Source organism: Pseudorhodoferax soli (assembly GCF_003337555.1).
Classification (GTDB): domain Bacteria; phylum Pseudomonadota; class Gammaproteobacteria; order Burkholderiales; family Burkholderiaceae_C; genus Pseudorhodoferax; species Pseudorhodoferax soli.
On record NZ_QPJK01000006.1, the window covers coordinates 418452 to 444454 of the forward strand.

20 protein-coding genes are annotated in these 26003 nt (G+C 67.9%); 8 read left to right on the forward strand and 12 right to left on the reverse strand.

From position 1 onward, the window contains the following. Positions 1–927 precede the first annotated feature (927 nt). Complete coding sequence (locus DES41_RS37920) at positions 928–1218, forward strand: hypothetical protein (RefSeq protein ID WP_147282925.1); 291 nt, start codon at positions 928–930, stop codon at positions 1216–1218. A gap of 14 nt (positions 1219–1232) precedes the next feature. Then, the gene (locus tag DES41_RS22440; protein WP_114469883.1) at positions 1233–1481 is read left to right on the forward strand and encodes a hypothetical protein; all 249 of its coding nucleotides are present in this window, start codon (positions 1233–1235) and stop codon (positions 1479–1481) included. A 320-nt stretch (positions 1482–1801) separates the two neighbouring features. On the opposite strand, the gene DES41_RS22445 is transcribed toward DES41_RS22440, so the two are convergent. Beyond that, positions 1802–2089: a hypothetical protein gene (locus tag DES41_RS22445; protein ID WP_147282926.1), complete on the reverse strand. Its 288-nt coding sequence runs from the start codon at positions 2087–2089 to the stop codon at positions 1802–1804. A gap of 52 nt (positions 2090–2141) precedes the next feature. Between DES41_RS22445 and DES41_RS22450 the strand changes: the two genes are divergently transcribed. The 3 genes from DES41_RS22450 to DES41_RS38815 all read left to right on the forward strand — a co-directional run bounded on the left by DES41_RS22450 (position 2142) and on the right by DES41_RS38815 (position 4697). Then, positions 2142–3074 (forward strand): SOS response-associated peptidase family protein, encoded by a 933-nt coding sequence (locus DES41_RS22450; protein ID WP_114469885.1) that lies wholly within the window; start codon positions 2142–2144, stop codon positions 3072–3074. Next, a complete protein-coding gene (locus tag DES41_RS22455) occupies positions 3071–3682 on the forward strand; it encodes a hypothetical protein (protein ID WP_114469886.1) in 612 nt (203 codons plus the stop codon). Before DES41_RS22450 ends, DES41_RS22455 begins: the two co-directional genes overlap by 4 nt. 583 nt (positions 3683–4265) lie before the next feature. Further along, on the forward strand, positions 4266–4697 hold the full coding sequence (locus tag DES41_RS38815) for a hypothetical protein (protein ID WP_211333048.1): 432 nt from the start codon (positions 4266–4268) through the stop codon (positions 4695–4697). Between the two features lie 89 nt (positions 4698–4786). On the opposite strand, the gene DES41_RS22465 is transcribed toward DES41_RS38815, so the two are convergent. The 3 genes from DES41_RS22465 to DES41_RS22475 all read right to left on the reverse strand — a co-directional run bounded on the left by DES41_RS22465 (position 4787) and on the right by DES41_RS22475 (position 7505). Further along, positions 4787–6292: a type II toxin-antitoxin system HipA family toxin gene (locus tag DES41_RS22465; protein ID WP_114469888.1), complete on the reverse strand. Its 1506-nt coding sequence runs from the start codon at positions 6290–6292 to the stop codon at positions 4787–4789. Positions 6293–6294: 2 nt separating this feature from the next. After that, positions 6295–6708 (reverse strand): helix-turn-helix domain-containing transcriptional regulator, encoded by a 414-nt coding sequence (locus DES41_RS22470; RefSeq protein ID WP_114469889.1) that lies wholly within the window; start codon positions 6706–6708, stop codon positions 6295–6297. Positions 6709–6875: 167 nt separating this feature from the next. Then, complete coding sequence (locus DES41_RS22475; RefSeq protein WP_114469890.1) at positions 6876–7505, reverse strand: NAD(P)H-dependent oxidoreductase; 630 nt, start codon at positions 7503–7505, stop codon at positions 6876–6878. Between the two features lie 98 nt (positions 7506–7603). On the opposite strand from DES41_RS22475, the gene DES41_RS22480 reads away from it, so the two are divergent. After that, entirely contained in the window at positions 7604–8197 is a 594-nt protein-coding gene (locus tag DES41_RS22480; RefSeq protein WP_245965822.1) for a TetR/AcrR family transcriptional regulator, read from the forward strand. A gap of 472 nt (positions 8198–8669) precedes the next feature. On the opposite strand, the gene DES41_RS37925 is transcribed toward DES41_RS22480, so the two are convergent. Beyond that, a complete protein-coding gene (locus DES41_RS37925) occupies positions 8670–8942 on the reverse strand; it encodes a hypothetical protein (RefSeq protein WP_147282927.1) in 273 nt (90 codons plus the stop codon). 266 nt (positions 8943–9208) lie between these two features. Here DES41_RS37925 and DES41_RS22490 point away from each other — a divergent pair, with 266 nt between their 5' ends. Next, complete coding sequence (locus DES41_RS22490; RefSeq protein ID WP_114469893.1) at positions 9209–9748, forward strand: ankyrin repeat domain-containing protein; 540 nt, start codon at positions 9209–9211, stop codon at positions 9746–9748. Between the two features lie 236 nt (positions 9749–9984). Here the strand turns inward: DES41_RS22490 and DES41_RS22495 are convergent, their stop codons facing one another. The 6 genes from DES41_RS22495 to DES41_RS22530 form a co-directional block, all read right to left on the reverse strand. Then, positions 9985–10542 (reverse strand): lipocalin family protein, encoded by a 558-nt coding sequence (locus DES41_RS22495; protein WP_170168256.1) that lies wholly within the window; start codon positions 10540–10542, stop codon positions 9985–9987. A 317-nt stretch (positions 10543–10859) separates the two neighbouring features. Continuing rightward, the gene (locus tag DES41_RS22500) at positions 10860–12122 is read right to left on the reverse strand and encodes a serine hydrolase domain-containing protein (protein WP_114469895.1); all 1263 of its coding nucleotides are present in this window, start codon (positions 12120–12122) and stop codon (positions 10860–10862) included. Positions 12123–12502: 380 nt separating this feature from the next. Next, a complete protein-coding gene (locus DES41_RS22505; RefSeq protein WP_147282928.1) occupies positions 12503–15913 on the reverse strand; it encodes an NHL repeat-containing protein in 3411 nt (1136 codons plus the stop codon). A 30-nt stretch (positions 15914–15943) separates the two neighbouring features. Further along, positions 15944–19123 carry a pentapeptide repeat-containing protein gene (locus DES41_RS39600; RefSeq protein ID WP_170168257.1) on the reverse strand — a complete coding sequence of 1060 codons (3180 nt, stop codon included), beginning with the start codon at positions 19121–19123 and terminating at the stop codon, positions 15944–15946. Between the two features lie 5 nt (positions 19124–19128). Next, a complete protein-coding gene (locus tag DES41_RS22525; RefSeq protein ID WP_170168258.1) occupies positions 19129–20337 on the reverse strand; it encodes a serine hydrolase domain-containing protein in 1209 nt (402 codons plus the stop codon). A 46-nt stretch (positions 20338–20383) separates the two neighbouring features. Further along, the gene (locus DES41_RS22530) at positions 20384–20605 is read right to left on the reverse strand and encodes a hypothetical protein (protein WP_114469898.1); all 222 of its coding nucleotides are present in this window, start codon (positions 20603–20605) and stop codon (positions 20384–20386) included. A 128-nt stretch (positions 20606–20733) separates the two neighbouring features. Between DES41_RS22530 and DES41_RS22535 the strand changes: the two genes are divergently transcribed. Next, positions 20734–23742 carry an AAA family ATPase gene (locus DES41_RS22535; RefSeq protein ID WP_147282929.1) on the forward strand — a complete coding sequence of 1003 codons (3009 nt, stop codon included), beginning with the start codon at positions 20734–20736 and terminating at the stop codon, positions 23740–23742. Here the strand turns inward: DES41_RS22535 and DES41_RS22540 are convergent. Next, positions 23697–25331 (reverse strand): D-alanyl-D-alanine carboxypeptidase/D-alanyl-D-alanine-endopeptidase, encoded by a 1635-nt coding sequence (locus DES41_RS22540; protein ID WP_170168259.1) that lies wholly within the window; start codon positions 25329–25331, stop codon positions 23697–23699. The two genes, DES41_RS22535 and DES41_RS22540, sit on opposite strands and share 46 nt — an antisense overlap. Positions 25332–26003 lie beyond the last annotated feature (672 nt).

Below are 26003 nucleotides of genomic sequence, written 5' to 3' on the forward strand. Positions count from 1 at the left end.
TCTTGACGACTGCATCGCTGCCCGCAGAGACGGGGAGCATGCAGCGCGCCTTGGCTACTCGTGGGATGCCAATCCCTTCTTCGCGCCCGTCGAGGTCTTGCTCCGCATCGAATGGCACCTCGGCTGGTGGGCGGGCCGGCGGCCAGACCTCGCGTCACCACCGTCGATGGCTTCAAGAGGTGGTCGAGATCAGCAGATCCTGTAGCCCAGGCAGCCGGGTCTCGCTACGACCGCTCCTGGTCGATCTGCCGACTGGTTGAGCCAGGGCACTTGCGCTTGCAGCCGCAGGGCAACGGCCCCACACTCTGATCTTTGCACACAAGTTTCGGCAATGCCGCAGTTTTGCGTGGATATGCAGAGGGACGGGAGCAGGTCCCACCTGGTGCACGCCGCGGGCTGTGCTGGATGGCCCGTTGCTTACCAGGTCCGGATGCTGGGCTCGCACGTCTGTTGGGACGACGTCCTGCGTTCCGCTCAGAAGTACTACTTGCACGTGGATGCGTGCCCAAGGTGCCTGCCGAGGGCGCTGTTCCCGCCGGATCGACCATGACAGGAAGACTTGCATTCATAGCGCCCGGCGCCTGCGCTGCCGACCAAGCGCGCGGATTGGCTGCGGCCGAGTTGTTCCTGAAGCGCTCCGGCGTCAGTGCTGAACATGCAGCGGCAGGCGTCGCGGCCCAGGAATCCTGGGGCGACAGTGGCCTTGCACCCTTGCATGAACCAACGCCCGCAGAAGCGGCGGCTGCACAAGCGCTGGACGGCGCGCTCGAGGCGGCCTTGCTGGCTTGTTATCGCGGAAGGGCGGCACCGCTGGATGCGGAGTTGCGGTTGGCCGCAGTGTGATCGGTGCGCCGCTGACACGTGCATCTCTGCATTGTCTGATCCGTATTTGTACAGGTTGAGCGTCCACCCCTGCAACATGTGGCCATGCACGCAATCACGCAGATTCACTACCAAGGCGGACACGTTGCGTGCGTGCTGCTTCACGACGTCAGAGAGGCCGAAGGCGGGTTTGCTCTTGGCGAAGGACGCGACACACCTGCGGCCGTGGTCGCAACCCTGCTGAACAGCGGAGCGTACATCCGCGTTGCAGTGGCAACGGCGGCAGGTGGCTTTGCCGCGCGCGGGTTCGTCACGCGCAGTTGGCGAGGTGAATTGATCGCGCTGCCGCTCGTGGCCTGCGAACACACGCGCCTGGACGCGCTCCCAACCTATTGACCGCCACGAGCCCAATGCCGTCGGTGGAGGGTGTCAAGCTCCGCGTGCTCCTGACGGCGTTGCAGCGGTCTTTGGAGAAGCACAGCATGCCAATGGGCGTGAAGCTGCGGGCGCTGCACGCCCTGTCCGTGCTGGCTGGGTACATCGAATCGGATCTTGCCGACGAACCCGACGCGCATGCACAGGTTGCGATGCTCCTGGAGTTGTCGGACGATGTACCCTCAGTACGGGTGCTGCTGGCGCATTACCCGACGCTTCGGTAGGCCACATTCTGTGATGCGCTGGGTGCGGTTCTTTTCCCCCGAGACCCGCACCGGGACATCGGCCCGTGGGTGCGGGATCAGCTCGCGCTGGAGGTCGATCCAGCAACGGAAAGCGGTCGGCGGGCGACGGAAGCGGGCCTGCACGCCGCACCTGTCAGCGGCAGCATCACGGGGCAAACGAGGGAGACGGGACGTCGGCGCAATCGCTGCTGTTCACGCGTCGAGCAGGGAAGCCGCACGACGTGGCAGGAAGATCGGGCGTTGACCGAGAGCTGACCACTTGTTCTGCTCGATGGCGACCCGTCAAAAGCGCTCCTGGATCAGCTGGCCACGTCCAAGCTTGCGCCGTTCGGTGGAACCGCGTCTCCATAGCAGCAGCGCATGGCTACGTGCTGGGCCTCGTCCAGCACCGCGGCGGCGCGGCACTGCTCATCGCTTGGGGTCATGTCTTCGGCGAAGTCATGGATGTCCCAGACCTCGCACGCGCCGAGACCGGCGACGCCCTCTTCTGGCGTCACGCCCGCCTTCTCGAGTACGGCTTCGGCCAGCAGCAGGGCCTGATGGATCCTTTCGGCGCTGACGCCGGGCGCTGTGAGTTTCAGGGGCAAGGCCATCTCCGTGTGCCGAGACAGTTTAGGTCCCTTGGCCTAGGATGAGTGCATGTGCTACTCGTCCAAGATCGAGGCGGACTACAGACGCTACCTGCGCGACACGGGCGGCCGGCTCAGCCTCTACGAATTCCGCCAGCTGTTCTGGGAACGCACGCAGGGCCGCCGTCTTAAGGTGCCGCGCGGTATGGAAGAGGCGTTCCTGGCGGGCAACGATCCGGCGGAGCGGGAAATCGCGGCGTTGATCCGGGCGCACCGGGGAGCCGAGGCGACGCGCCTGCAGCAGGACTTGTTTGCGCAACGCGCGCGCCTGGCCGAAGCAGAGCGCAAGCTGGCGATCAAGCCGACGAAGACGGCGGCCGAGAGCAAGCGTATTGCGACCGCGAAGGTCGAACAGTACCTGGCGTGGCTGGCCGACCTGAACCGTACCGAGACCAGGCCTGGTGACGGCCGGATCTTTCCCGGTGTCTACGCCTACGTGCTCATCGTGGAGAACGGCGAGCGCGTCATCAAGCCGATGCGGTATGGCTGCCGGCCAGCAGGCAAGCCAGCCGAATACGACGTCAAGTACCCGGGCACCTACAACGCCAGGCGCGACAATCTCGAAGCGTTCTGGAAGGGGCAGTTCGGCCGCACGCACGGCGTGGCGCTGTGGTGGTGCTTCTACGAGCATGTCGTGCGCGAGGGCAGGGACGTGGTGCTGGAATTTGCGCCCATCACTGGCCAACTGATGCCGGTGGCTTGCCTGTACTCGCACTGGACGCCCCCGGCCGGATCGGATGAGCCCGCGCTGTGGTCGTTCGCGGCGATCACGGACCATCCGCCGCCCGAGGTGGCCGCGGCCGGCCATGACCGCTGCATCATCCCGCTCAAGGGCGAGCACCTGGAACGTTGGCTCAATCCCGACCCTGCTGACTTGGCCGCGCAGCAAGAGATCCTCGAGGACCGCGAGCGCTACTTCTACGAGCACAGGATGGCCGCATGAACGACATCGAACAGACCACCCGCCGACTGGCGGACGAAACGAGCGCGAAGCAGGGGCGCCACGAGGTGGACGGTCGCGACCTGGTCAGCCTGAGTGCCGGCTGGGCGGCGAACAAGTGCGCGGCTGCGGCTGACGCTGGCGGGCAGCTCGCGCAGATGACTTTTGCACTGGCCGAGGGCATGGAAGGGTGGGGCGCTCGGGCTCAGCAACGGTTCGCCGGCGCGGTGGCCAAGCTCTGCGCGGAGATCGCCGCCAAGCACCCGGAGGCACCTGGCGACGCGATCCGAGAAGCATTCCGCTGGACCGGCTGGTGCCACCAAGGCCTGCACGGCTCTGGCACGGTCCTCCGCGTGAGGCTACAGGGACAAGGAGCCCCGGCCAAGCAGCAGCGAGAGGCGCTCGAAGACGCCTTCGGCCGTGTGCTGCTGCGCGAGTTGGTGACGCCTGAAGCACTGGACGTGGCCTACCGGGCAAGCCGGCACGACGGAACCGGCTACTGGGCTGCGCAATGGCATGGGGTGCGCGCCAAGGCCATGGCGGAGGTCTTCCCCAGCGGCCTTCCCAACAAGACCCAGATTCGGGTCAGGTTCAGCTACAGCCCTTGGTAGGCGCAAAGTCACAGGACTGCCGGTGGCAGTTCCGCGCTTCGAATGGCAGCCGCCCAGTCTCGCTGGTACCGACGCCCGAGCGCTTCATGGACTGATCACGGGCACTGCAGGCGATAGTGGCAACAATGGGCCTGGCGGGTCAGTGGTTCTGGTGTGGTACGAAGATCTTGACCGAGTGCGAGACGACGCTGTGACGCGTCATCGGCCGTCACCGTCGATCGACTGATGCACGCGGGGCGTCTGACAAGGCGCCGTGCCGTGACCTCATCCAAACCCATCCGCCAATCCGCAGAGACGCCCATCAGTTTCACGAGCGTATCGCTGCGCTACCTGACGGCACGCTCCGGCGCCCGGTGGTCATGGACGACCGACGCTGCACGTTCCTCCTGTCCTGCACCTTCTGGACCACACGTGCTCTTAGCCTACCGGCTCCCTTAACTCTCGGGAGTGCGTCATGGAAGAGAAGAGCAAGACCGGTGTTGGCGCGGTTGCCATGCAGCTGCTCAGTGATGGAGTTGAACAGTCGGTGCCCGGAGGTTTCGATCGCGACGTGCATTAGCTGACCGGCCAGTCGGATGCCGATATGCACAGCAAGGACGTGCATGCAGACCACGACAAGCCGGATCAAACGTTCTCCGCCGACCTCAGTGTCACGCTGGACCTGGAGATGGACTTCCTGAAGCAGAGCGACGGTGTCGATCGAGTGATCGCCGAAGCTGCCGGCGTCGGCCTCCTCCGCGTCCAAGTCCATGGTAGCGAGGGAGCGATTCGTACCGTGACTGCGCGGACGTTGGCTGGGCCGATCGATGCGGTCCTTCAGGTCGCCCCGTGCGACTGCGTCATTTCACGGTGCTCAATCAAGGGAACCGGCAGGGCATCATCATGCTGGTCAAGTTTGACCCGGTGCCCTCGGAAAACTGAGTACGGAGTGGGCGGCATCATGCCGTCCGCCCGATCCAGGGCTCGCTGCGATGCCCAGGCCGATGAAGCCGGCCACGCGCATGTTGAGAATTGAGTTGTGGCGCACTGCTCTGGCGCATGGGTGCAGCGAACACCCTGACGGCGGTGCAATGGAGTTCGGGGAGGTGTTGCTCCGGACCACAACTACTGTGGGCGAAGGGGTACCGAGGATGCCTTGCTTCGCGATGTTTCCCGGCGCCGGCGAAGCGCCTGAACGGCCGGCTGCTCTTCCAGAAGGTCCTTCATCTTCTGCTTTTGCTCCGGGGTGATGTCGCTGGCGTCAATGGCCGCCGGCCATTCGTTGGCGGCGGCCGCGACGACATGCTTGAGGGTGGTTTCCAGCAGCTTTCCTGGCAGTTGGAGCAACTGTGCCATCCGCTTGATGGTCACCGGATTCAGAAGGCGAATAGGTGCGCGCGGCAGTTCGTTCGCACCTGGTTCGCGGCCGTGCAACTGCCTGAACTCACGCTCGATCTTCCTTTGGGATGTTTCCTGGATTTCGTCCTGCACGCCCTTGGGCATCAGGTACAGCGCGTGGCCGCGCGCAGGGGTGAACAGGTGGTGGGCCACGATGTCGTAGGCGGGCGGCAACTCCGCATTCACACCGTCGGGATAGTACAGACCGATGTTCTTCAGATGGCAGTCGGGATTGCCAATGAGCTCGTTCACCGCCAGGCGGCGCAGCAGCTCGAGCACTGCTGATTCGCCCAGGGAAGGAATGGCCAGGAACAACAGCATGATGGCGGCATAGGAGACGCTCTTGCTGTACTTGTCTTCGGGCCGAAGCCCGAGCGCTTGCGCCAGATCCTCGGCGTGTCGGCGGCCCGGCACGTCGCGGTCGTAGCGCGGAACCGCGAGGAACATCGTGCGATCTGGGTCGGGGGATCCCAGGTCGTAGCTGTGTCGGGCCGACAGGGCCTGGAGCGGCACCAGAGAGGTCTTGCACACCCGCACGCCCGCAAGCCCGGCCAGGTGCATGCTCAGGTGCTCGACCTCCGGCATCCTGGGATAGCCCACAACAGGGAGCTTGGCGATGATGTGCGTGGCCTCGTCCAGTTTCGTGCGCGCAACGTAGCGCCCCTGCGCATCGAGGTTCACGCCGAGCTTGGGCTGAACACCCGATAGCGACACGCCTTCGGCGAGAGGAATCTCGATGACGGATGCTTCCAGGGCGTCCTGATCCTGGGTGACCAGGCGCTGCATGAGCGCGTTCGAAGCGTTGTTGACCGGCAAGGCGCGGACGGCCCCCGGCAGATCCGTGCCGCAGGCGGCGAGCAACTCGAAGTAATCGTCCTCGTCGCAGCCGCGGATTGCCGCGATGTGCGCGCGGAAAGCCCCCTCGGGAAGAAGGTTCTGGAACCAGTGGGGCAGTCGCAGCGGACCACGGGTATCGGTCCTGGAGGGGGGGGCCCGCAGGCCGTTGAATTCGGCGGCGGCGATGTCCGACAGCAGCCGTTGCGTCCCGTCTTCGTCAGTGCCGAGATACAGCTGGCTGAGCGTGAATCTTGCCGGATTGCGGACATACGCAGGCGCGGGCACGAAACGGATGAGCCCGTTGGGTTGCGCGTGGCCGTACCGGAAGAGGTGGCCAACCAGATGATCGCCGCCGGTGGGATCGAGCAGCGTGATCTCCAGAATGCTGAGGTCCACAGTCAGTTGCGGCTCTGTGCCAGCAAATGGTCAGCATCGGCCATGAGGCGATGGATCCGGGAGTGGTCCGAACGTCTTGGGGAGGGTGGCTGGTCCAGCTGCATCTGCGAAGCGGCCTTGGGCGCGAGGACCAGCTCAAGGTCCAACGCATGCGCGAGCGCGTCGATCGAAGACAGCTGAGGATCACCGTCGCCGTTCAGCAAGTTGTACAGCCCCTTGCGGCTGAGCCCTGCCTTCGCTGCCAGTTGGTCCCGGGACAAACCGGAAGATGCCGCAGACTGCTGAAGGATCGTACGCAGCGGCAACGTTCCCGTTCGCCTCTCGACCGCTCCGATGGGTAACTTGGTTCTCAACTGTGACATCTGCGAATCATAGTACCCGCCTGGAGCGGCGCCGATGCGTACGATGATGCCCATTTCAAACGTGCGGGTACTTTTTTACCCGTCTGCTGAGTGAGATCGCTGCCGGTTCGGACAGTTTGGGGTCTTTGCCGCGGTTCAGCAGCGGGCCTCTTGATGCGGGCTTCGAGTACGGGAAACCGCTGCATGGCACTGGGTGCCAGAAGTCGTCACCAGCATCATTGTCAAGCTGCCTCTGCAGCAACCGATCGATCAGTGCCGCGAGCGAGGTGCGCGAACGCCTTTTCTCCCAAGGCACGGGCAGTGGCCAAGTGTGATGCTGCGGCAGGACCGTTGACGTCCAGCAAGAACTCCGAAGTGACGACCCGGGCACCGCAGTAGCCGAAGATCCCGTGGTCGATCTGCGTGCGCATGGCCTTGTCGTAGCCGTGCCGTGCGTACGTGCCGCTGTCAGCGCCTCCGATGCCGATGAGGTGAACGGCCAGGCGCCCCAGCCGCTTCTCGACGCGACCGTCCGCGCCTTCGCTGTAGGCCCATCCATTGGAAAACACACGGTCAATCCAGCCTTTGAGCTGGCCGGGAAATGACCACCAGTACACGGGATAGATCAACGCCAGCGCATCGGCCTTGTCGATGCGTTGCTGCTCGCGCAGGACGTCGAACGGCAAGGCTGCTTGTTCAAGGTAGGCGGACCGATCAGCCGGGTTGTAGCTGGCCTCGAACGCTTCCGCGGCAATGTCAGCGTTCTCGGTCGTGTGCTGCCCGCTCTGCTCGATGCCCTTGGCAAACGCCTGGGCGACGGCGTGCGTCAGCGACTGGGGGGTGGGGTGGCTGAGAACGATGAGGGTGTGCATGGTGGGTCCTTGGTCGGTTCAAACGCGGCTGTAAACTACGTTTGGTAGGTTGTTGGCGGAAGGCTACCTTTGGTAGGTTAAGAATGTCAAGCAGCGAGATGCAACAGAACCGGGATGTATCGGCAAGGAAGCGTTTGCCCAAGGCGGCACGGCATCGCCAGCTAATGGATGTGGCCTGGAACGTGGTGCGCAGCGAAGGGAGCGACGCGCTCACCCTGGGCAATCTGGCCGCTCGGGCCGGCGTGTCCAAGCCCGTCGTTTACGACCATTTCGTCACGCGCACCGGTCTGCTGCGGGATCTCTACAAAGACTATGACGCCCGACAGCACGCGCTGATGGACGAGGCACTCAGGGCGTGCGCAAGGACGCTTCCTGCAGTGGCCAAGGTGATCGCCACGACTTACGTCAACTGCGTCATGCAGATGGGGCGAGAGATGCCAGGCGTCAGCGCCGCGCTGGCAGGTTCACCCGAGCTGGATGCGTTGAAAAAGGAACACGAGGCTCTTTTCATGGCGAAGTGCCGCGATGCGTTGCAGCCCTTCGCGACGAAGCCGTTGGCCCCTGCGGGGATGCGCGCGATGCTGGGCGCGGCCGAGGCCGTATCGTTCGCGGCGGCCATGCAAGAGCTGAACCCGACGGATGCCATCGAGGAAATCTACGATGCGATCGTGCGCATCACACAAAGGACCTAGGCACGGTCGGAACACACGCCAAAGCTGCTGCCGACCTCGTGGATCAAGGGGGCGAGCGATTTGACCGGCATCGCACGAAAGGAGTTGTTGCTGAGGAGCGCGAGGTCGACGGGCATCCTTATCCCGACGCTTCTGAGAGGACTTCGCACAACGTTGCTGTCATCCGACGGTGAAACACTCTGGCAGGCGGGCACGCCGCCGAACATGACCACAGCCGGTTCCACTCGCTCTTCGTTGACGCGGCAACTATCACCTCAACAACCGTTAGCCGAGCGACAGCGTGCATCCTGACGAGCGCGCTCAAAGCAGCAAGCGCCGCACGGCGCGGCGGCCGTTCAAAGTGTTGAAGCAATCCGCAGCAACGGCGCGCAGCTGGCTTCGGCGAGCAGCCACAGCAAGGGTGCCGGCGAGCTGCTATTTGTCTAAGCAACCATCCGGCGCGCGGGCTGGGGTTCCGCGCCGCGGCAAGCGCTCATTGATTCTCAGGCAGTTCGCCCGCACCTGGAATGCCCTCGCTGATGTGGCGCTCGGCTTGGACTTCAGCCTTGGGCGCGGCCTGTCTCTTCGACGGGGCGCAACCGCTGGTATCGATCGGGCCACCCTCAACCGCGGCCGAATCCTGACGGGGGTGGTGATCACCGTCGGCCCGGTACTCATGCTCCTGGCCACTGATCGGCGTTGTTTCCATTGCCTCGGTGGCTGCCGCTCGTTCACCGCTCGGATCCAGCTTTTTGATGTCGGGCACGACATGCCTCCTATGTTATGTGTCTGAAGACTAGGACTTGAGCGCGGGAACCATGTCGGATCACAGCCCGAATGCCGATCGGCGTTCGTCCTGAGGCGCCGTCGCCGAGTGTTCGTAGGCGGCGGGATGGTGTCGACGGTCCTCTATTGTTGGCATGGCCGGAAGCCCATCTATGCCAGGTGTCCGACAAGCTTCTGTCCCAATCCTCCGCACAATCGAAGTGGTCCAGACAATCGTGTCCGACCGTGCCTCACGGAGTTAAGACGATGGCCTACCCAAGCACCACCCACGCAGCCTCGAAGGAAGAATTCGTCGCGTTCGCTCAGCAAGTGTTTCAGCTCGCACGGACTGGCGACGCAACGACGCTTGCGAGTCTGCTGCAGAAGGGGCTGCCGCCCAACATGAGCAATCACAAGGGAGACACGCTCTTGATGCTTGCCGCGTACCACGGTCACCTCGAGACCGTTAGGGCGCTACTGGATGCCGGCGCGGACCCAGAACGGTACAACGACATGGGGCAGACGCCTCTGGGCGCGGCCACCTACAAGGGCTATCAACCGATTGTTGAAGTGTTGTTGTCTCATGGCGCCAAGCCGGACTTCGCTCCACCGGGCGGAAAGACGCCGTTGATGTTCGCCGCGATGTTCAACAGGCTTGAGATCGTGAAGATCTTGCTCGCCCAGGAGGTCGATGTCCAAGCGAAGAGCGCCGAGGGGTTCTCCGCGCTCGAGCTTGCCGGGAGGATGGGGGCGGTTGACACCGTCGCGTTCTTGGAAACAAGGGCGTTGGATCAGAAGGTGGCTTAGCTCCGGCTAGCAGGGAAATCCAAACCGTCACAGCGTCTCGCCAGGGCCAGGTCTGGCGTTTCAAAGTGGCCGATCATTAACGGCTGGGCCTGGGCGAGATGCCGCTCGAACGCCTTTTCGGGAAAACTACGAATCCCGGAGGCCGAGGCGCTGTTCCCATGATGTCGACGCGCCAGCCGCGCGCTCTACAAAGCAATCGAACTGGCCAACTGGGGGATTCATCGTGGCATCGCATGTCATCGATCAGCGCTTGCAGCGCCTTGCGGCACGCGCTCGAGTCGTGCGGTGTCGTAACCCATAGCCCCTACCTGCCAGACCATCGCATCGTAGTCGACCTGCGGCAGCGTCGGGGTGCGCGACATGATCCAAACATGGTCGCGTTTCTCCCGCGCCACGATCACCCGGCTGTAATCCGGTGCCAGCCACGCAATGCGGTAGTCGGCTCGGATTGGCCAGATGAACTGGACGCCCCAGATGGCGCTGTTGCTGCTGTCAACGAACCCGCGCGAGCCAAGGGCTTGCTCGGCGGCGCGCGGGGTTCGGCGGTAGCGGAAGTCGATGTCCACACTGCCGTCCGGACGCAGGGCGTAATGTTCAACAGCATCCACCGTTCCGCGTTCCAGGAAGGTCGGAATGCTGGCAATCACGTACCACCGTCCCATGTAGCGCGGCAGGTCGATAGCATTTGCTTGGGGTAATGGCGGTGTTGGTGGGCGCTGGGCCATGTTCGTACAGGCTGCCAGTGTGGCGCCGACTGCGGCGCCTAGCAGCAGCACCAGAGTGCGTGTTTTCATCGGTATGCCCTTGATGCCAATGCACGAATGGTGGGGACATGAGCACGCGGTGTGATTCGGCTCACCGGCCGTCATTGGGTCAGCCGGCGCGCTGCGGGTGCGTTCCTACGAGCATATCCCAGCAAGATTCGGCCGGCCATATGCTCCGCTCTCTATTCTTGCGAACAGTGCGCCAGTCTCGAGCGTGCCATATATGGACCCGCTTCAGGCCAGAATCTGTCGTTCGACCCGAATCCGGAAACGGCCAGTTCAGACTGGCTACTGACCTGCGCGAGCCAATGGCCGTCCTGCATGGACGGTCGGGCAGGCGTAGACGCTCATCTCGGGCCCATCGGCTGGTCGGGAGCCAGCAACGCGCCAAGGCGGCGCATCACCGGCATGCTCGGATTGCTCGCGGCTCCCCCCTTGTCGTAGGCCTCGGGCCGCAAGGTGGTCACGACCGCGATCGCGACCTTGCGCTCGGGCAGGTACGCCATGGCGCCGCCTTCGCCTGCGAAATCCTTGGTCTGGGCGATCCACTTGCCGAGCAGGAGCACCCCCAGCCCATAGCCACGGTCCGCGGTGATGGGCGAGCACACGGGGCAGGCAGCCGTCCGCTCGCCCAATCCAACAAGCCGATTGCCGACCTGCTGTGCGTAGAGCGCCGGCGTCACCAGCGCACCGGAGCCGACCTTCTCCGCCGTGGTCGCGAGATCGGTGATGTCGGTCGTCTGCACAGCGCCGGAAACGGTTGTCCACGACGGGTTCCAGAAGGTCGAGTCCTCGACGAAAGGCTCGCCCGCCGGGATCTGCAAGAAAGTGCGCCGCTCCGAGCTGTAGCTGTGCAGAACTGGCGGCGGGATCGCCGCGGTGGTGGACGACGCGGTATTGCGCAGCCCCATCGGTCGCAGCACCTCGTCGTCCATCACCATGGCCAGCGGCCGGCGCGTCAGGTGCTCGACGACCTGTCCGAGGATGAGGTAGTTGGTGTGCGAGTAGCCCCAGTTGGTGCCCGGCGTGAACATCAGCGGTCGGGACACACCGATCGAGAGCAACTCTTCGTTGCGCCACTGCCGGAACGGGTCGGCGTCGGTACCCACGAGTACCTGTGGCTCGTAGACGTAGTCGGCGTAGCCGGACGTCATGTTGGCGAGCATTCGCACGGTGATCTCCGAGGCGTGCGGCAACTCGGGCAACCAGGTCGAGATGGGCGCATCGAGATCAAGGCTCCCGCGCCCAGCCAGGATGGCGAGGAGGGTGCCCATGTAGGTGAACGACACCGCACCGTTGCGGAAGTGCATCTCGGTCGTCGCTGGCACGCCGGCCATCGACTCGCCGAGAGCGCTGGTGGCGATGTCGCGCCCGTCCACGGTCACCCTGACGATGAGGGCCCGCAGGTGATGGTCGGCCATTGCCGCCGTCATCACGGCGGAGATCTGCTCGCGGAGCGCTCGGTCGGCGGCGGCCTGCGCCGTATCGGCCGCGTCGGTGTCAGCGCCGCCACCGCACGCGCTCCCCAGCGCGAGGACGATCAGTGCCGCGGCGCGCCACGCCAGGTGGCGACCGTCCTGTGTTCCGGAAAGTTGGGATCGAGTTTCCATCTGCGCGTCTTCTCCCCGTGGTGGCAATTTGGTGCGCAGACAGTAGTGCGGAACCGCCCGCAGATCATGAAGAAGGCCTGAGCTTTGCGTGTGGGCGCGCGTGCTCAGCGAAAGCGCAGAGAAAGTTCATGCCTGACCGGCGCTCCCGCCGCGAGCCTGAGGCGACGCGCTCGGCGCCGCGGACCGGGTGCTTGCGCCCACGCGCACTCGGCCAGCAGGCCGGGTAAGCGGTAGCGCTCCCTCGCCCGCACGACGGCCGCCTGGCAGGCAGCGGCGCGCATCATCATCCGAACGCCCGCGCGTCGGCACCACTGCAGGCGGCCAGCCAGGTCAACAGCCCGAGTGCGGCGGCCTGGGCAGGCGGCGTGGATCGACGCGGGTCACAGGCTCGGCTCCCACAGGCTGACCGAAGGCTCGGCCTGGCCGCTGGCGGATGCCAGCACCTCGTAGTTCAGCGTGTAGACGTTGCGCCAGAAGTCCACGCACAGTGCGCCGGCGTTGACGTTGGGCGTGCTGCAGACCGGCGCGGTGCCGGGCTGGTCGGCGCGGTAGATGTCCAGCCAGTAGACGGCGCCTGCTCCGCTGCCCTCGTACGACAGCACGTAGATGAAGCCGCTCGCATCGACGGCCATGTCGAGGTAGGTGCGCGTGGCGGCACTGCCTGCGCCCAACCGCAGGAAATATGGCACCGGCTGGCGGCCGAAGTACTGCACCGCATTGGCGCCGATGTCCATCGCCTGGATACGCGGCAGCGCGTCCGCGCCGTTACCGGCCTCCAGCACCAGCACCACGCCGTCGGCCGACACGGCGGCTGCTACTGGCGCGGTCAGCAGGCCGGGCCGGGTTCCTTGGCCGGCGTGCAGCTGGGCCAGGCTCCGGGTCAGGGCATCGGCATCGCTGAGCGCGACATCGCTGGGCTGGAGCGTTTCCATCTTGTGGCTTTCCTGATGGATGCTGATCAGGCGCCCACTCGGATGCAGCAGCAGTGCCGTCGAATCCAGGTTGAAGGCGCCGAAGGCCCGTTGCGCACGCGGGTCGGCGAATGCCGGCGGATCCAGTTGCACCTGCCGCACCAGCCGCTGCGCCGGGTCGAGGTAGAAGTTGGCGCTGCCGTGCGCGAGCAGGCTGTAGGCCAGCCGCGGCTGCGACAGGCCGCAGGGCAGCGCGGCGTAGCCGGCTTGTGCGTTCACGCCGCCGTTGGTGGTGTCGGTGTTCAGGTTGGCCAGCTGGCCGCTGTCGCTCTGCCCGTTGGAGGAGCAGTCGACCACGCCGCTGCTGAAGCCCTGCCAGGCGTAGCCGACGTAGCCCGCACCCTGGGCCGTGCCCTGGCGCACCGTGATGTCGTACAGCCTGCACAGGTCGCCCGGCCCGGCGCAGGGCATGTCGCCCGACTTGGCGCCGGGCGCCGGCAGCGAGGCATCCCAGACATGCACCTGTTGACCGTTGCTGCTCGGGCGCAGCGCCGTCTTCTGCTTGTGCTGGTAGCGGGTGTCCGGGCCGATGGGCGCCAGCATGTTGTGGATGCGCACGTCCGCGAGCTGGTCGACGGTGTTGTCGACGGGACCGGTGGACGCCTTGCCGAGCACCCTGTGGGTCTGCGACGGATCGGCCGGGCTTTGCACGAAGCTGGCGTCGATGCTGACCTTGCCACCGTGCGGCACGCCAGGAAAGTGCAGTGCCAGCTGGCGCTGCCGGCCTTGCAGGGGGATTTCCAGGACACGCGGCGTTCCGCCTTGGCCGAACATGGCGCTGGCCCGGCAAAGGTTGGCACCTTCCGGCGTGGCGGTGTCGGTGGCGTCCGGCTGCAGCGTCAGCGACAGGTCGTGCGTCAGCACCAGGCCGGTCTGGTAGGTCCACGGCGACAGCAAGGCCTCGCAGGAGGTTTCCGCGATCTCGGCCAGCGTGCCGAGCGCGCCGATGGCCTGCAGAATCGCGCCGATCAGCGGCAGCGCGTTGGTGATGGCCGCCGCCGCCGACGCCCCGCCCATGAAGGCCACGAGCCGGGGTATCAGCGACGCGAGGAACTTCAGCACGCCGCCCGAGGTCATCCAGCGCACCAGCGAGCGCCAGAAGATCGCCAGCATGTTGGCGAAGTTCGGCGAGCCTTCGCTCTCGTCCGCCATGAACGCGATGAACTCGTTCGCCGCTGCGTTGACGACCGGGATCGCCACCGACTTGACCATCGCGTCCACGCTTTCGGACAGGCCGAGTCCCAGCAGCAGGGTCGGGACGATCAGGTTGAAGATGGTGGTCAGCGCGATGCCCAGCGGCTCGGTGGCCTGGTGCGTATGCGCGCCGTAGCCCAGGCCGCTGGCCAGGATCTTGGCGCTGGCCGCCTGCGCCGGGAAATCGAAGGTCACAGACAGCTTGGAGCTCTGCAGCGGGATGCCGTAGAGCACGAACTCCGGCGTGACCACGCCCATGTACAACGCCGTGTCGGTGCTGTTGGCCGCGCCGTTGGCCGTCAGCGAGGGCGGCAGCTCCGCCACCGGGATCACCTTCGGCGGGTCGCTCGCATCGTAGAACTCGATGTACACGCCGAGCCAGCGCAGGAACCAGTTCTCCAGCACCAGGTTGACGGACGCGTCGCCGGTGCCGTCCGGCGCGGGCTTGGCGCTGATGCGCAGGCCGTTCATCGGCGTGTCGTCAGTGACCGTGTAGCGCAGGCTGCCGGCGCCCACGCGCTGCGTGGCGCCGGAAACATCCAGGTGGGTGACGCCGTCGCGCCGTTGCCAGATCGTGCCGCGGTACGAAGGGGGGCTCGCGCCGGCTGCGGGATCGAGCCCGGCCGTCACGTCGGCGCCCAGCTGCACGTCGTTCTTGCTGGTCCGCAGGCCCTCGGCCATGGCATTGGCCGCACCCCTGGCGACGCGCACGCTCCACTCCGGGTTGTAGAACAGCAGCCCGGCGTTCTCGCCCATGGTGGCGCGCATCGGCAGGCCATCTTCGCCGGCCACCGGGACCATGGTGGCCCAGCCGCCATCGTTGGGCTGGCCTGGTGTTGCCTGCGGCTGCGCCGCACCCAGTGCCGCGATGTCCTGGCCGAGCGCCGCGGTGAAGGGGCTCGGCGCGATGTGCCGCAGCTGCAGGTAAGCGGCACTGACCGGCTCGGCGCTGAGCAGCTCCGGATGCAGGCCGACCAGCGTGGCCGCGTGGTCGTTGGTGTCCATCAGCGCATGCTCGTCCACCAGGTCCTGCGCCGACTGCGCGATGCCATGGCCATAGCGGCGGCGCTTGGCCGAAAGCAACTGCGGCTGCTGACCGATCGCGGCCATGGCGTGCGCCTGCCGCAGCGCCGCTGGCGGGACCAGGAGGTACATGCCCGACATCGACCAGGTGCCGGCGCCGGTGTCGGCACCGCTCAGCACGTAGGCCAGCTGCACGGCGGCAGTTGGGGTTTCGACCGATTCGAGGTGGTGGGTGATCTGCCCGTCGGGCACGCCGCGCAGGAAGGCGTTGGTCCGGCGCGCCTCGACCAGCACCTCGGGCTTGTCGCGGGTGCGGGTCAGCACATGCCGCTGCCTGCCCAGCACCAGGTGGTGCGTTGTGCTGCCCAAGTCCTCGTGCGCGAAGTTGAAGAACAGCGTGCGGGCTTCGGTCTCCACGGGGCCGGACGGCGTGCTATCGCCATCGCCCAAGCAACCGGTCAACAGCAGCGGCGGCAGGCCCAGTGCCGCGCCGGCGCCTGCGCCCGCGTGCAGGAAGCGGCGGCGGCTCATCGTCGCGGCATAACCGCGTGCGGCCAGGGTGCGTTCGAGCTCATTGGGAGACAGTCTGTGTCGCTTTGCCATGTGGTTCGCCTCGGAGTCGTGCGTTGGACATCACCAGGTAAGGTCGGGCGTGCACAGGTCCGGCGCCTTCGCGCTGAACGTGGCGGCCCCTCGGTAGGAAGCGGCGGGCTCGGCGCTGCCGATGTTCCCGCCGTTGCCGTTGTCCCAGCGCGAACCCGGCTTGGCGTTCGGGCCGGCGGTTCCGCAGCCGCTTGCGGGCGAGGCCTGGCCGCCATCCGGGCAGACCAGCCCGCCTTGGTTCGCGGGCATGGAGCCCGTGCCCGCATAGCTCACGTACGTGCAGACCGGCAGGCCGGGAGCATGCCAGCCGGCAAAGCGCGTGTGGTTGGCGTTCAGCCGCAGCACGATGGTGTTGCCGCCCGGCGCGAAATCGAGGTAGGCGCCCGACAGCGTCACGCCGTCCAGCGTGGCACCGTCAAAGCGCGCGCCCTGCAGGAAGCTGTTGGCAAAGCTGCTGTCGTTCGTGGCCGCTGCCGTCACCATGGCGCCGGAGAAGCGCGCGCCGGCCAGCACCGCGCCGTCGAAGCGGACGCCCTTCATCAAGGTGCCGCCCAGATCCAGGCCCGCCAGGTAGGCGTCGCCGAAGTCCGTCTGGACCAGCGTGGCGCCGTTGATGCTGGCGTTGCCGTCCACCGCCAGGCTGCTGAACAGGCTGGCGCTGTCGAACTGGGCGTTCTCCAGGTGGCTGCGCGACAGGTCGACGTTGCGCAGCCAGGCACCGCGGAAGCTGGCGCCGGGGCAGGAGGGTGGCGTGTCCGGGCACGGCGCCAGTTCGGCGCCCCGCATCTGGGCCCGGTCCAGGTTGGCCCAGTCGAAGACCGTGCCATACAGCTTGGCGCCGACCAGGTCGGCCCGCTTCAGGCTGGCCTGGCTGAACACTGCGCGCGTCAGCACAGCGCTGCCCAGGCCTTTGGCATCGTCCAGTGTCGCGCCACGGAAGCTGCTGCTTGTGAGGTCGGCACCTGCCCAGTGGCTGCTCGACAAGGCCATGCCGTCGAACACCGCGCCGGCCAGCAGCGCGCCGGAGAAATCCCGGCCCGTCGCGGACGCCAGCTCGGCCGCGCACCCCGCGACAACGGCCTGGCCCAGGTCCAGCAGCCTCCATTGGGCGATGAACTCGCAGTTCATCGTGGCCTGGCGGAAGCTGGTGCGGCAGCCGGCCGGATCCGCCAGCCGCAGCCCCAGGTCGCCGAAAATCGCCTGGCCCTGGCCGAGTTTGGTCTGCGAGAAATCGGTGCAGGACAGCAGCGCCTGGGTCAGGTAGGTGCGGCCCTGGAAACGCGTCCCGATGAACTTCGCCCCGCTCAGGTCGGCGAAGCTGAAGTCGGTCGGCAGGGACGGGCTGCCGCTGTCCACGATGGTCGCGCCGCTGAAGTCTGCTCGGGTCAGCCGGGCGTTGACGAACACCACCGCGTTCAGCGTCGCGCCGTTGAACTGCGCGTCGGTGAGGTCCATGCCGTTGAAGTTGCAGTTCGCCAGCGCCAGGCCCTGGTAGTCGTGGCCGCCTTGGACGCGGCTGGCTGGGCAGGCCGGTGCCACGCTGGCCGGCGTTGTGTCGAAGTCCGCGACGGCCGCGCTGCCACCGGCACGGCCATCGCTGCCTGAACCGCTGCCCGGCGCACAGTCGCTGGCCGGGCTCGGCTCGCCGCCGCGCCCGGCGCTGCCGGGCTGCCCGGCCAGGACCGAGGACCGGTCGGCCGGCAGCACGGCACCGGCCACGCGGGCGATGCCGATCGACGGCCCTCCGTTGCCGCCCCCGCCGCCGCTGCCCGAGCCGCCGGCGCCGCCGTCGCCGCCGCGCCCGCCGCTGCCGGGCGCGGCGGCAGAGCATTGAGACTGGTACTGGTCGCCGCCTTCCCAGCCGAACGCGCCCTGCCCGCCGGGCCCGCCCTGGCCCCCGTGGCCGCCCTGGCCGCCTGCGCCGCCAGCGCCGGCCACGATGCGGTTGTGCTGCGCGATGTCGATCGCGCTGGCGCCGGCCAGCACCAGCGCGATCGAGGCACCGCCCTGCAGCCCGCCCACGCCACCAGGACCGCCGCAGCCGCCGCCACCGCCGCCACCGCCCGCGTAGCCGCTGATGTCGTACATGTTTTGATAGCGGCCCGCCGAAAAGCCGCCGCCACCACCGCCCCCGCCGCCACCGCCCAAGTCGCCAGGCAGACCGGGCGCGCCCTGGTTCGGCGACCAGCCCGCACGCGACAGGCTGCCCCAGGCATCGCCCTGCGCGGGCACCGTGGCGCCGCAGAGACCCGGCCGGCCGTTCCCGGCCTGGGGCGCGGCACCAGCAACGTTGGCCGGCGCATCGCTGCAAGAGCAGCCGGACGTGCCTGCTTGGCCGCCGGTCCCGCCGGCCGCACTGGCGCTGCCGCGGCCGTCCTGGCCGGTCGGCCCGATCTCGGTGCCCTGCAGGGCGACGGTGCACCCGACGCTGAATGCGCCATGATACGTCTGCAGCCGGTTCGCATCGGCGCCGAAACCGCCCAGGCCGAGATAGTCCGGCGGCGGCTGCGCCGGGCAGCCCAGGCCGCCGACGCCCCCGCCGTAGCGGCTGGTAGCGTTCTGACCGCGGCCCCCACCCAGCGCGGCGGGCACGAGCGCGCCGGCCGCCCCGTCGCCACCGCGCCCGCCGATCAGGCTGGTGCCCGCCAGCACCAGCCCGCGGCTCTCGCTGACAAGCAGCGTGACGCTGGCGGTGGAGGGCGCACTTTCGTTTTTGCCGAGCACGGTCAGGCCGGCGACGGTGGTTGTGACATTGACGCCGTCGGCTCGCAGCGCCGGCGTGCCGGGTGCCGGGCTGGCCTGCACCAGGCTGCGGTAGCCGCGGTCCGGCTCGCCACCGAAGCGGCAGGCGCCGAACACATGCACGCCCGGGCGCAGCTCGATCGTCGCGGAGGTCGGGTACAGCCCATGCCGCACCAGCACGCCGCAAGTGCCGCCAGCGTCGCAGGCGGCGATGCCCTGCTGGACCGTCGGGCAGGCGGTGGCCGGGCTGGCGCCGCAGCCATCGCCGGCACCTGCACCGGCGCGGCTGTCGACGTAGACGCGCGTGCCGAGCCGCGAGGTGTCGGCGTCGCACGCGGCCTGGTCGGCGCCGATCTGCGGGCCGTGGCCCGGGGCTGTGATCCCGCCGTCGCTGCAAGCGGCCAGCAGCGTGGCCAGCACGGCGGCGGCGGCGCGGGCGGCCAGGCGTCTGCAGACGGCAGCCCCCATGGTCGTCATTCCGCGGGCCGATAGACTTCGCTGATCAGCTTGCGCGCGATGTCGGTCGCTGCGCCCGCGGCCTCGAGGTTGGTCTCCAGATTGACCCACACAATCAGCGTGACCTTGTTGGCAGGGTCGTGCCCCATGAAGGTGCCGTAGCCCGGGATCTCGCCGGTGTGCCCGTACAGCGCGCCGAAACGGGCCAGGTTCCAGCCGTAACCCAGCTCGGGCACCGGCGGAACGATGGCGCGCACGCTGGCGATGCGGGCGGCCTGCATTTGCGGGTTCAGCAGGCCGCCGCCGACCATCGCCTCGACATAGCGCGCGAGGTCGTTGGCGGTCGAGATGCCGGAGCCGGCCGACCAGCCCCACGAGGTGTTGGAGTTGGTGTGCTCGATCGGCGCCAGCGTGCCGGCGCGCGCCGCGGCCTGCATGTCGGCCGGCAGCGGGTGCAGCGTCTGCACGTTGGTGCCGTACTGGTAGCCGCGCGTGAACGGCGCCGGCAGCGAGGCATCGTCCGCGGTTGGCAGCAGCGTGTGCTGCAGGCCGAGCGGGCGGAACAGCCGGTCGCGCATGATGTCGGACAGCGGCTTGCCGTTCTCGACCTTCTGCGCCGCCAACCCCAGCAGGATGGTGTTGGTGTTGGAGTACTCGTAGCTGGTCCCGGGGTCGAAGGACTGCTCGTGCGCGAAGGCCAGCGCCAGCATCTCCTCGGGCCGCCAGACGCGTGCCGGGTCGTCGTCCAGCGCCTGATTGAACGCAACGGTGGTCGAGTAGTTGAACAGGCCGCTGCGCATCAGCAGCAGCTGCTCGATCGTGATCTGCCCGCCCTTGGGGACGCCGTCAACGTACCTGGCGATGGGGTCGCTGAGCTGGAGCAGGCCTTCCTGCACCTGCTGCAGGATCACCGTGCCGGTCCAGGTCTTGGTGACCGAGCCGACACGGATGTGCTGGTCGGCCGAAGTCGGCGCCGTGCCCCGGTAGCTGTTGCTGCCGGTAAAGCTCGTGAAGTCGCCCTTGGGCGTGCGCAGCAGCACGACGGCCCCGGGCACCAGCTGCTCGGTGACGATCCCGCCCACGATGGCCTGAAGGCGGCTGCTGTCGATCGTCTGCAGTGCCGGGTGATCGTCGCCGCCACCGCCGCAGGCGACGCCGAGGAGGGCGGTGGCGCCGGCAGCGAGCAGCAGGCGGCGGCGGGGGAGGTGTGGGGAACGGATGGACATCATCGACACTTTCAGGTGGTGGATCGGAAGGACGGCGGTGCCTGCGTCAAGGCGGCGTGGCAGCGCCCGCCATCACGCGCTCCATGAACGCACGCGCCTCCTCGAGCGAGGCGAACAGCCCGGCCTGGCCGGACCGCACATGCTCGATACGGCCGCACAGGCCGTCGTTGGCGAACGGCGTACCGACGCGCAGCTGCAGCACGAACGCCCAGTCGGGCGGGAAGGGCCCGGGCGTCAGTTCGTCGGCCGTGGCGGGGTCGGCAGGCATGCAGCGCACGTTAGAGCTGCGCGAGGTGGCGGTCCTGCGCAAGCCATGCGCTTTCTCTGAAACAAGAGTCGACACGTCTGCTTGCCGTCCGGCATACTCACAGGAATGCACCGCATACAGCACTTGTGTTGACAGTTGCCGGATCGGAACCCTCCGCGTCGGTTCCCGGCGAACTCCACTTCGGCTCCTTCCGACTGGTCGGCCCGCACGGCCCGTTGTTCGCCGATGGCCGCGCGGTGGAGCTGCCGCGCAAGCCGTTGGCCCTGCTGTGGATGCTGGCCAGGCGCGCGGGCGAGGTCGTCAGCAAGGATGAGATCCTGACCGAGGTCTGGCCACAGGTCGTCGTCAGCGAGGGAGTGGTCTCCGCGACCTTGCGCGACCTGCGCCGCGCGCTCGGCGACGACGCGCGCGTGCCGCGCTACATCGTCACGGCCCACCGCATCGGCTACCGCTTCATCGCCGCCGTCACCGACCAGCCCGGCAACGTGGAACGGCGTGCGCCCGCTGAAGCGCTGGAGCTGCGGCCGCCTGAGCCGCCGGCCGTCCATGTCTTGGTCGGTCGCGCGGCGGAGCACGCACAGCTGCTGGCATGCTACCGGGCTGCGGCGGCCGGCCAGCGCCAGCTCGTGTTCGTGACCGGCGAAGCTGGGATCGGCAAGACCCGGTTGGTCGAGTCCTTCCTCGCGCACATCGAAGGCGACGCGCCGGCCGGCGCCCGCATCGGCCACGGACAGTGCATCGAGCACTACGGCGCGGGCGAGCCCTACCTGCCCATTCTCGAGGCCGTCACCCGCCTCGGGCGCCAGGACGGCCACGGCAGCCTGCTGGCGTTGCTGCGCCAGCATGCGCCGACCTGGGTGCCCCAATTGCCGGGCCTGTTCGGCCAGCAACCGCAGCAGGCCACGCCGCACGCCGCCGGCTCGCTGCAGCGCATGCTGCGCGAGATGAACGACGCGATCGACCTGGCGGCCGCCGACCAGCTGCTGGTCCTTGTGTTGGAGGACATGCACTGGAGCGACCGTTCCACCGTCGACTGGCTGACGATGCTGGCGCACCGCCGCGAGCGCGCACGGCTGCTGGTCATCGCCACCTGCCGGCCGGTCGAGCTGATCGTCAACGAGCATCCGCTCAAGCAGGTCAAGCAAGAACTCGTGGCTCGCCACGCGGCCAGCGAGATCGCGCTTGCCCGCCTGGGCACCGCCGACGTGCACGACTACGTGGCGCGACGCCTGCGGCAGCACGGGGCCGTGCCCGACTTGGCCGCGGCGGTGACGCGGCGCTCGCAGGGGCTGCCGCTGTTCATGGTGCACCTGACCGACGAACTGGAGCGCCAGCCCGATACGGTCTCAACGCTCGACCGGCGCCCCCCACCCGGCGGCATCGCCGAGCTGATCGAGTCCCAGTTGGCGCGTCTTGCGCCGCAGCAGCGCGAGACGTTGGAGGCCGCCAGCGTGGCCGGCGCAGAGTTCGCGACCGACAGTGTCGCTGCCGCGCTGCAACGCAGTCCCGACGCTGTCGAGCAGGTGCTGGAGACGCTGGCACGGCAGGGCCAGTTCATCGAGGCGCGCGGCCTGGTGAGCTGGCACGACGGCACTGTCTGCGGCCGCTACGGCTTTAGCCACGATTTGGTGCGAGAAGGCCTGTACCGCCGTCTGGGGAGCGCGCGCCGCGCGCGCTTGCACGGCGCCATCGGAACTCGGCTGGCGCTGGCCTACGGCGTGCACGCCACCGACATCGCGGCCGAGCTGGCGCTGCACTTTGAGAGCGCACACGATTCCTGGCGTGGCGCGCAGCACCGCCGCGAAGCCGGCGGCAAGGCGCTACAGCGCTATGCCCACCGCGAGGCGCTGACCCATGCCGGTCAGGGCCTTGCGCTGCTGGCGGCCATGCCGTCCGCGACGCCCGGGCTCGAGGAGGCCGAGCTGCAGTTGCGCCTCATCAAGGGCGCAGCCCAGCTTGCGGTATGCGGCTTTGGGGCGCCGGAGGTCGAGGCCACTTACACGCGTGCGCTGGCGCTCGGCATCGCCTTGCAGGACACTGCCGCAATCGGCCCTGCGCTGTCGGGCCTGTACAACCTGTACCTGACGCGGGCCGCCTTCGCGCAGGTGCAGCGCATCGCCGACCAGGTCATGGCGCAGCTGCGGCGCCAGCCCGATCCGGTGCTGACCATGCTGGCGCACAACGTGCTCGGCAGCACCAAGCTGTTCGTTGGCGGCGGCGCGGCGGCCTTGGAGCATGTGGACAAGACGCTGGCCCTATACCAGCCTGCGGCACACGGCCACCTGGCAGCCAGCTACGGCGAAGACCCGGCCATTGCCAGCCACCACTACGCCGCGCTGGCGCGCTGGGTCGTGGGCGACGCCGAGGCCGCCGAGCACCACTTGGTTGCCGGCTTCACGCTGGCGCGGCGGCTGTTGCATCCGTTCGGCGACGCTCAGATGCTGTGGGTCGAGGCCGTGATTGCGCTGGACGATGGTGACCTGGGCCGCGTCGATCGCGCCACCGAGACGCTCGATGCGCTGTGCGCCGAGCACGGCTTCGCGCTGTGGCAGGCCGGCGGTTGGATCCTGCGCGGCGCGGCGCTGGCGGGGCGTGGCCAGCACGAGGAAGGCCGGCAGATGACCGATGCCGGCCTGCGCGCCTGGCACGAGGCCGGCACGCTGCTCACGCTGCCGCATGCGCTGGCGGTGGCGGCGCGCGTGCAGGTTCTTGCGGGCCGCGTCGAGGCGGCCGCGCGGCTGCTGGGCGAAGCGCTGGCCCTCGCGCAGCGCACCGGCGAGCACTGGTACGGGCCGGAGCTGCACCGGCTGCAGGGTGAGGTGTCACTGCTGCAGCCCGAGGCCGGGGCCAAGGATGCGGCCGAAAGCACGGCGCGCGCCGCGGCCAGCTTCGAGCGTGCCATCGTGCAGGCCCAGGCGCAGCGGTCGCGGCTGTTCGAGCTGCGCGCCACCGTGAGCCTGGCCAACCTGGCGCTGCCGGCGGCACAGGCTGCGCGGGCCCGCAACCGCCTGGCCGTGCTGGTGGCCGACCTGGGCGAACGCACCCAGCGGCGCGACTTGGCACAGGCCGCGGCGCTGCTGCGGCGCGCGCCTCAGTTGTCGCGCCAGACCACCGCCGAGATCACGCCCAGGTCCTGAATCACCTCGACCAGCTGGTCGAAGCCCGGCACCGGCTCCATGTCGTTGACCGCCAGCAGGTAGGCGAGCCGGCGGCCGGCGCGTGTATGGATGTAGCCGCCGAACACCTCGGCGCGGATCGCCATCTGGTCATTCGGGGCACCGTCGACGAAGGTACCGGTCTTGGCGTGCACCTGGCCGCGCGCGCCGGCGAGCGTCGCGTCGTCCATGAAGCCGGTGACCAGCGCCTGCGAGCCGTCCACGCCCATGCGCGGGAACGTCGCCAGGTAGTCGCTGTAGACCGGGCGCTTGGCCATGGCGCCCAGCAGCCCCGTCACGGCGCGGCTGCTGGCGCGGGTCTCGCCGTCGCCGCTGCCGTCCAAGAACGTGAACTCGCTGCCGTCCAGCCCGAACTGCGAGACCAGCGCGAGGCGCTCCTGCGCCAGCGCATCGGCCTGGCTGCGCCTGCCATGTGCCAGCCCGTAGTGCATCAGGCTGGTCTCGGCGCCGAGGTTGTAGCTGACCTTCATGATGTGCTTGGCGTGCTCGCCGTAGGGCGCCGACACCAGCTCGGCGACGCGCTTGTCCGCGGTGTAGGCGCCAGCGACCGGCAGCCGGCCCGGCGCATTCGGCGCCACCACCGGCGCATCGACCGTGACGCCGGCCGCGGCCAGCGCCTCGATCAGCACGGTGCGCGCATAGTTGGCGGGCTCGGTGATCCGGAACGCGCGCGGCACCGGCAGCTGGCCGGTCAGCGGGCCCACCAGGTCGCTCGGCACGGTCCCGGTGACGACGCCGACGCATGGCTGGCGGCCGATGCAGCTCGGCAGGAACGGCTGCAATACGACGTCGGTGGCCGCGCCGGCCGCGCCGGTCATCAGCGTCGACTGCACGTCGAACGCGGCCGACAGCGGCCGCGTCACCACGTTCGCAGGCCCGCCGACAGCGCCGGGATTGATCACCACGTCGACCACGTTGTCGTTGACGAAGATCGGGCTGACCTGGAACTGCTCGCGAAAGTCGAACTTGTCCCACAGCCGCTCGTCGACGACCACGTCGCCGCGCACGCGGCGGATGCCCGACGCGGCGATTTGCGCGGCCAGCGCTTTGTAGCCGGCCAGCGGGTCGGGCGCCGTCAACTCGGCGTCGCGCAAGTCGTTGGACTCGTTGTGGTCCAGGTCGGTGATGGCGTAGCTGCCGTCGGGGTTCACACGGCCGCCCATCGACATGTCGCCGCTGGCAACCAGCACCAGGTCGCCGTCGAGCCCACCGGCCGCATCCAGCGTGCCGTTGCGGTAGACAGGCGTGTGGAACCGGTGCGCCGCGCCGAGCTTGTCCAGCGTCAGGCCCACCGAGAAGGACTTGCGCATCGAGGCGATCAGCAGGTTGTGCCCAGGGTCGACGCTGTAGACAAGTTGGCCGCTGTCCAGGTCGACCACGCGCAACCCCCAGGTCGCGTTGCGGTACAGCGGCTTGGCCATCACGTCCTGGATCGCCTGCGGCAGAGCCCTGCCTTTGTCCTCGCCTCCATCGTCGCCGCAGCCGGCCAGCAACGCGAGCGCCATGGCGCCGAGAAAGGGTGCGATGGGATAGCCCGTTCGTTGAGACATGTCTTCACTTCTCCTGGTTGCGCCCGTGCGTCCCTGCCGCTGCAAGAGACGTGTTGGCATCGCGGTCATGCGGTCATGCGGTCATGCGGTCATGCGGTCATGCGGTCATGCGGTCGAGCCTAAGCTGGGGCGTAGCGGGCAGTCCTGCGCTTTGTCTGAGGTTTCGCTGCCGGCGGTCATCGCCGCTGACGGCCTGGGTAGGTGAAGGCTGCGCTGCCAGCATGCGGCCGCCTGGCGTTCGCGCCCCGCGAAGGCTCAGTAGCCCCAGGCCCATCAGCATCGGCTTCGGGCACATCAGCAGGCGCTGCGTCGTGGACGGCCAGATAGAGATTGGGGGCCCGTCGCCATCTGTGACACAGTGGCCCCAGGTAGCGCCCGCCTGCCAGCCTGCTTGCGCTTAGCCGACGTGACGCATGCTGTGGTCAGGATCGCCCCTCAGATCCGGCCATCGCTTCCCTCCGCCGTTTGTCCTCAGCGGTCGCTTAGATTGAGAGTCCTCGCCAGCGATGCATTGCCCAGGATGAGCATATTGGCGGAGCGAAGGTGAAGAAGCTGGCTAGCTATGCATGTTGTGCGCGTCGCGATCAAGCATAGATCATGGCAACCGCCCAAACGCAGCCGGAAGGCCGCCCTCCCGTCGGACAGATCCCCAGCCATTCGGAAGGCGATGCG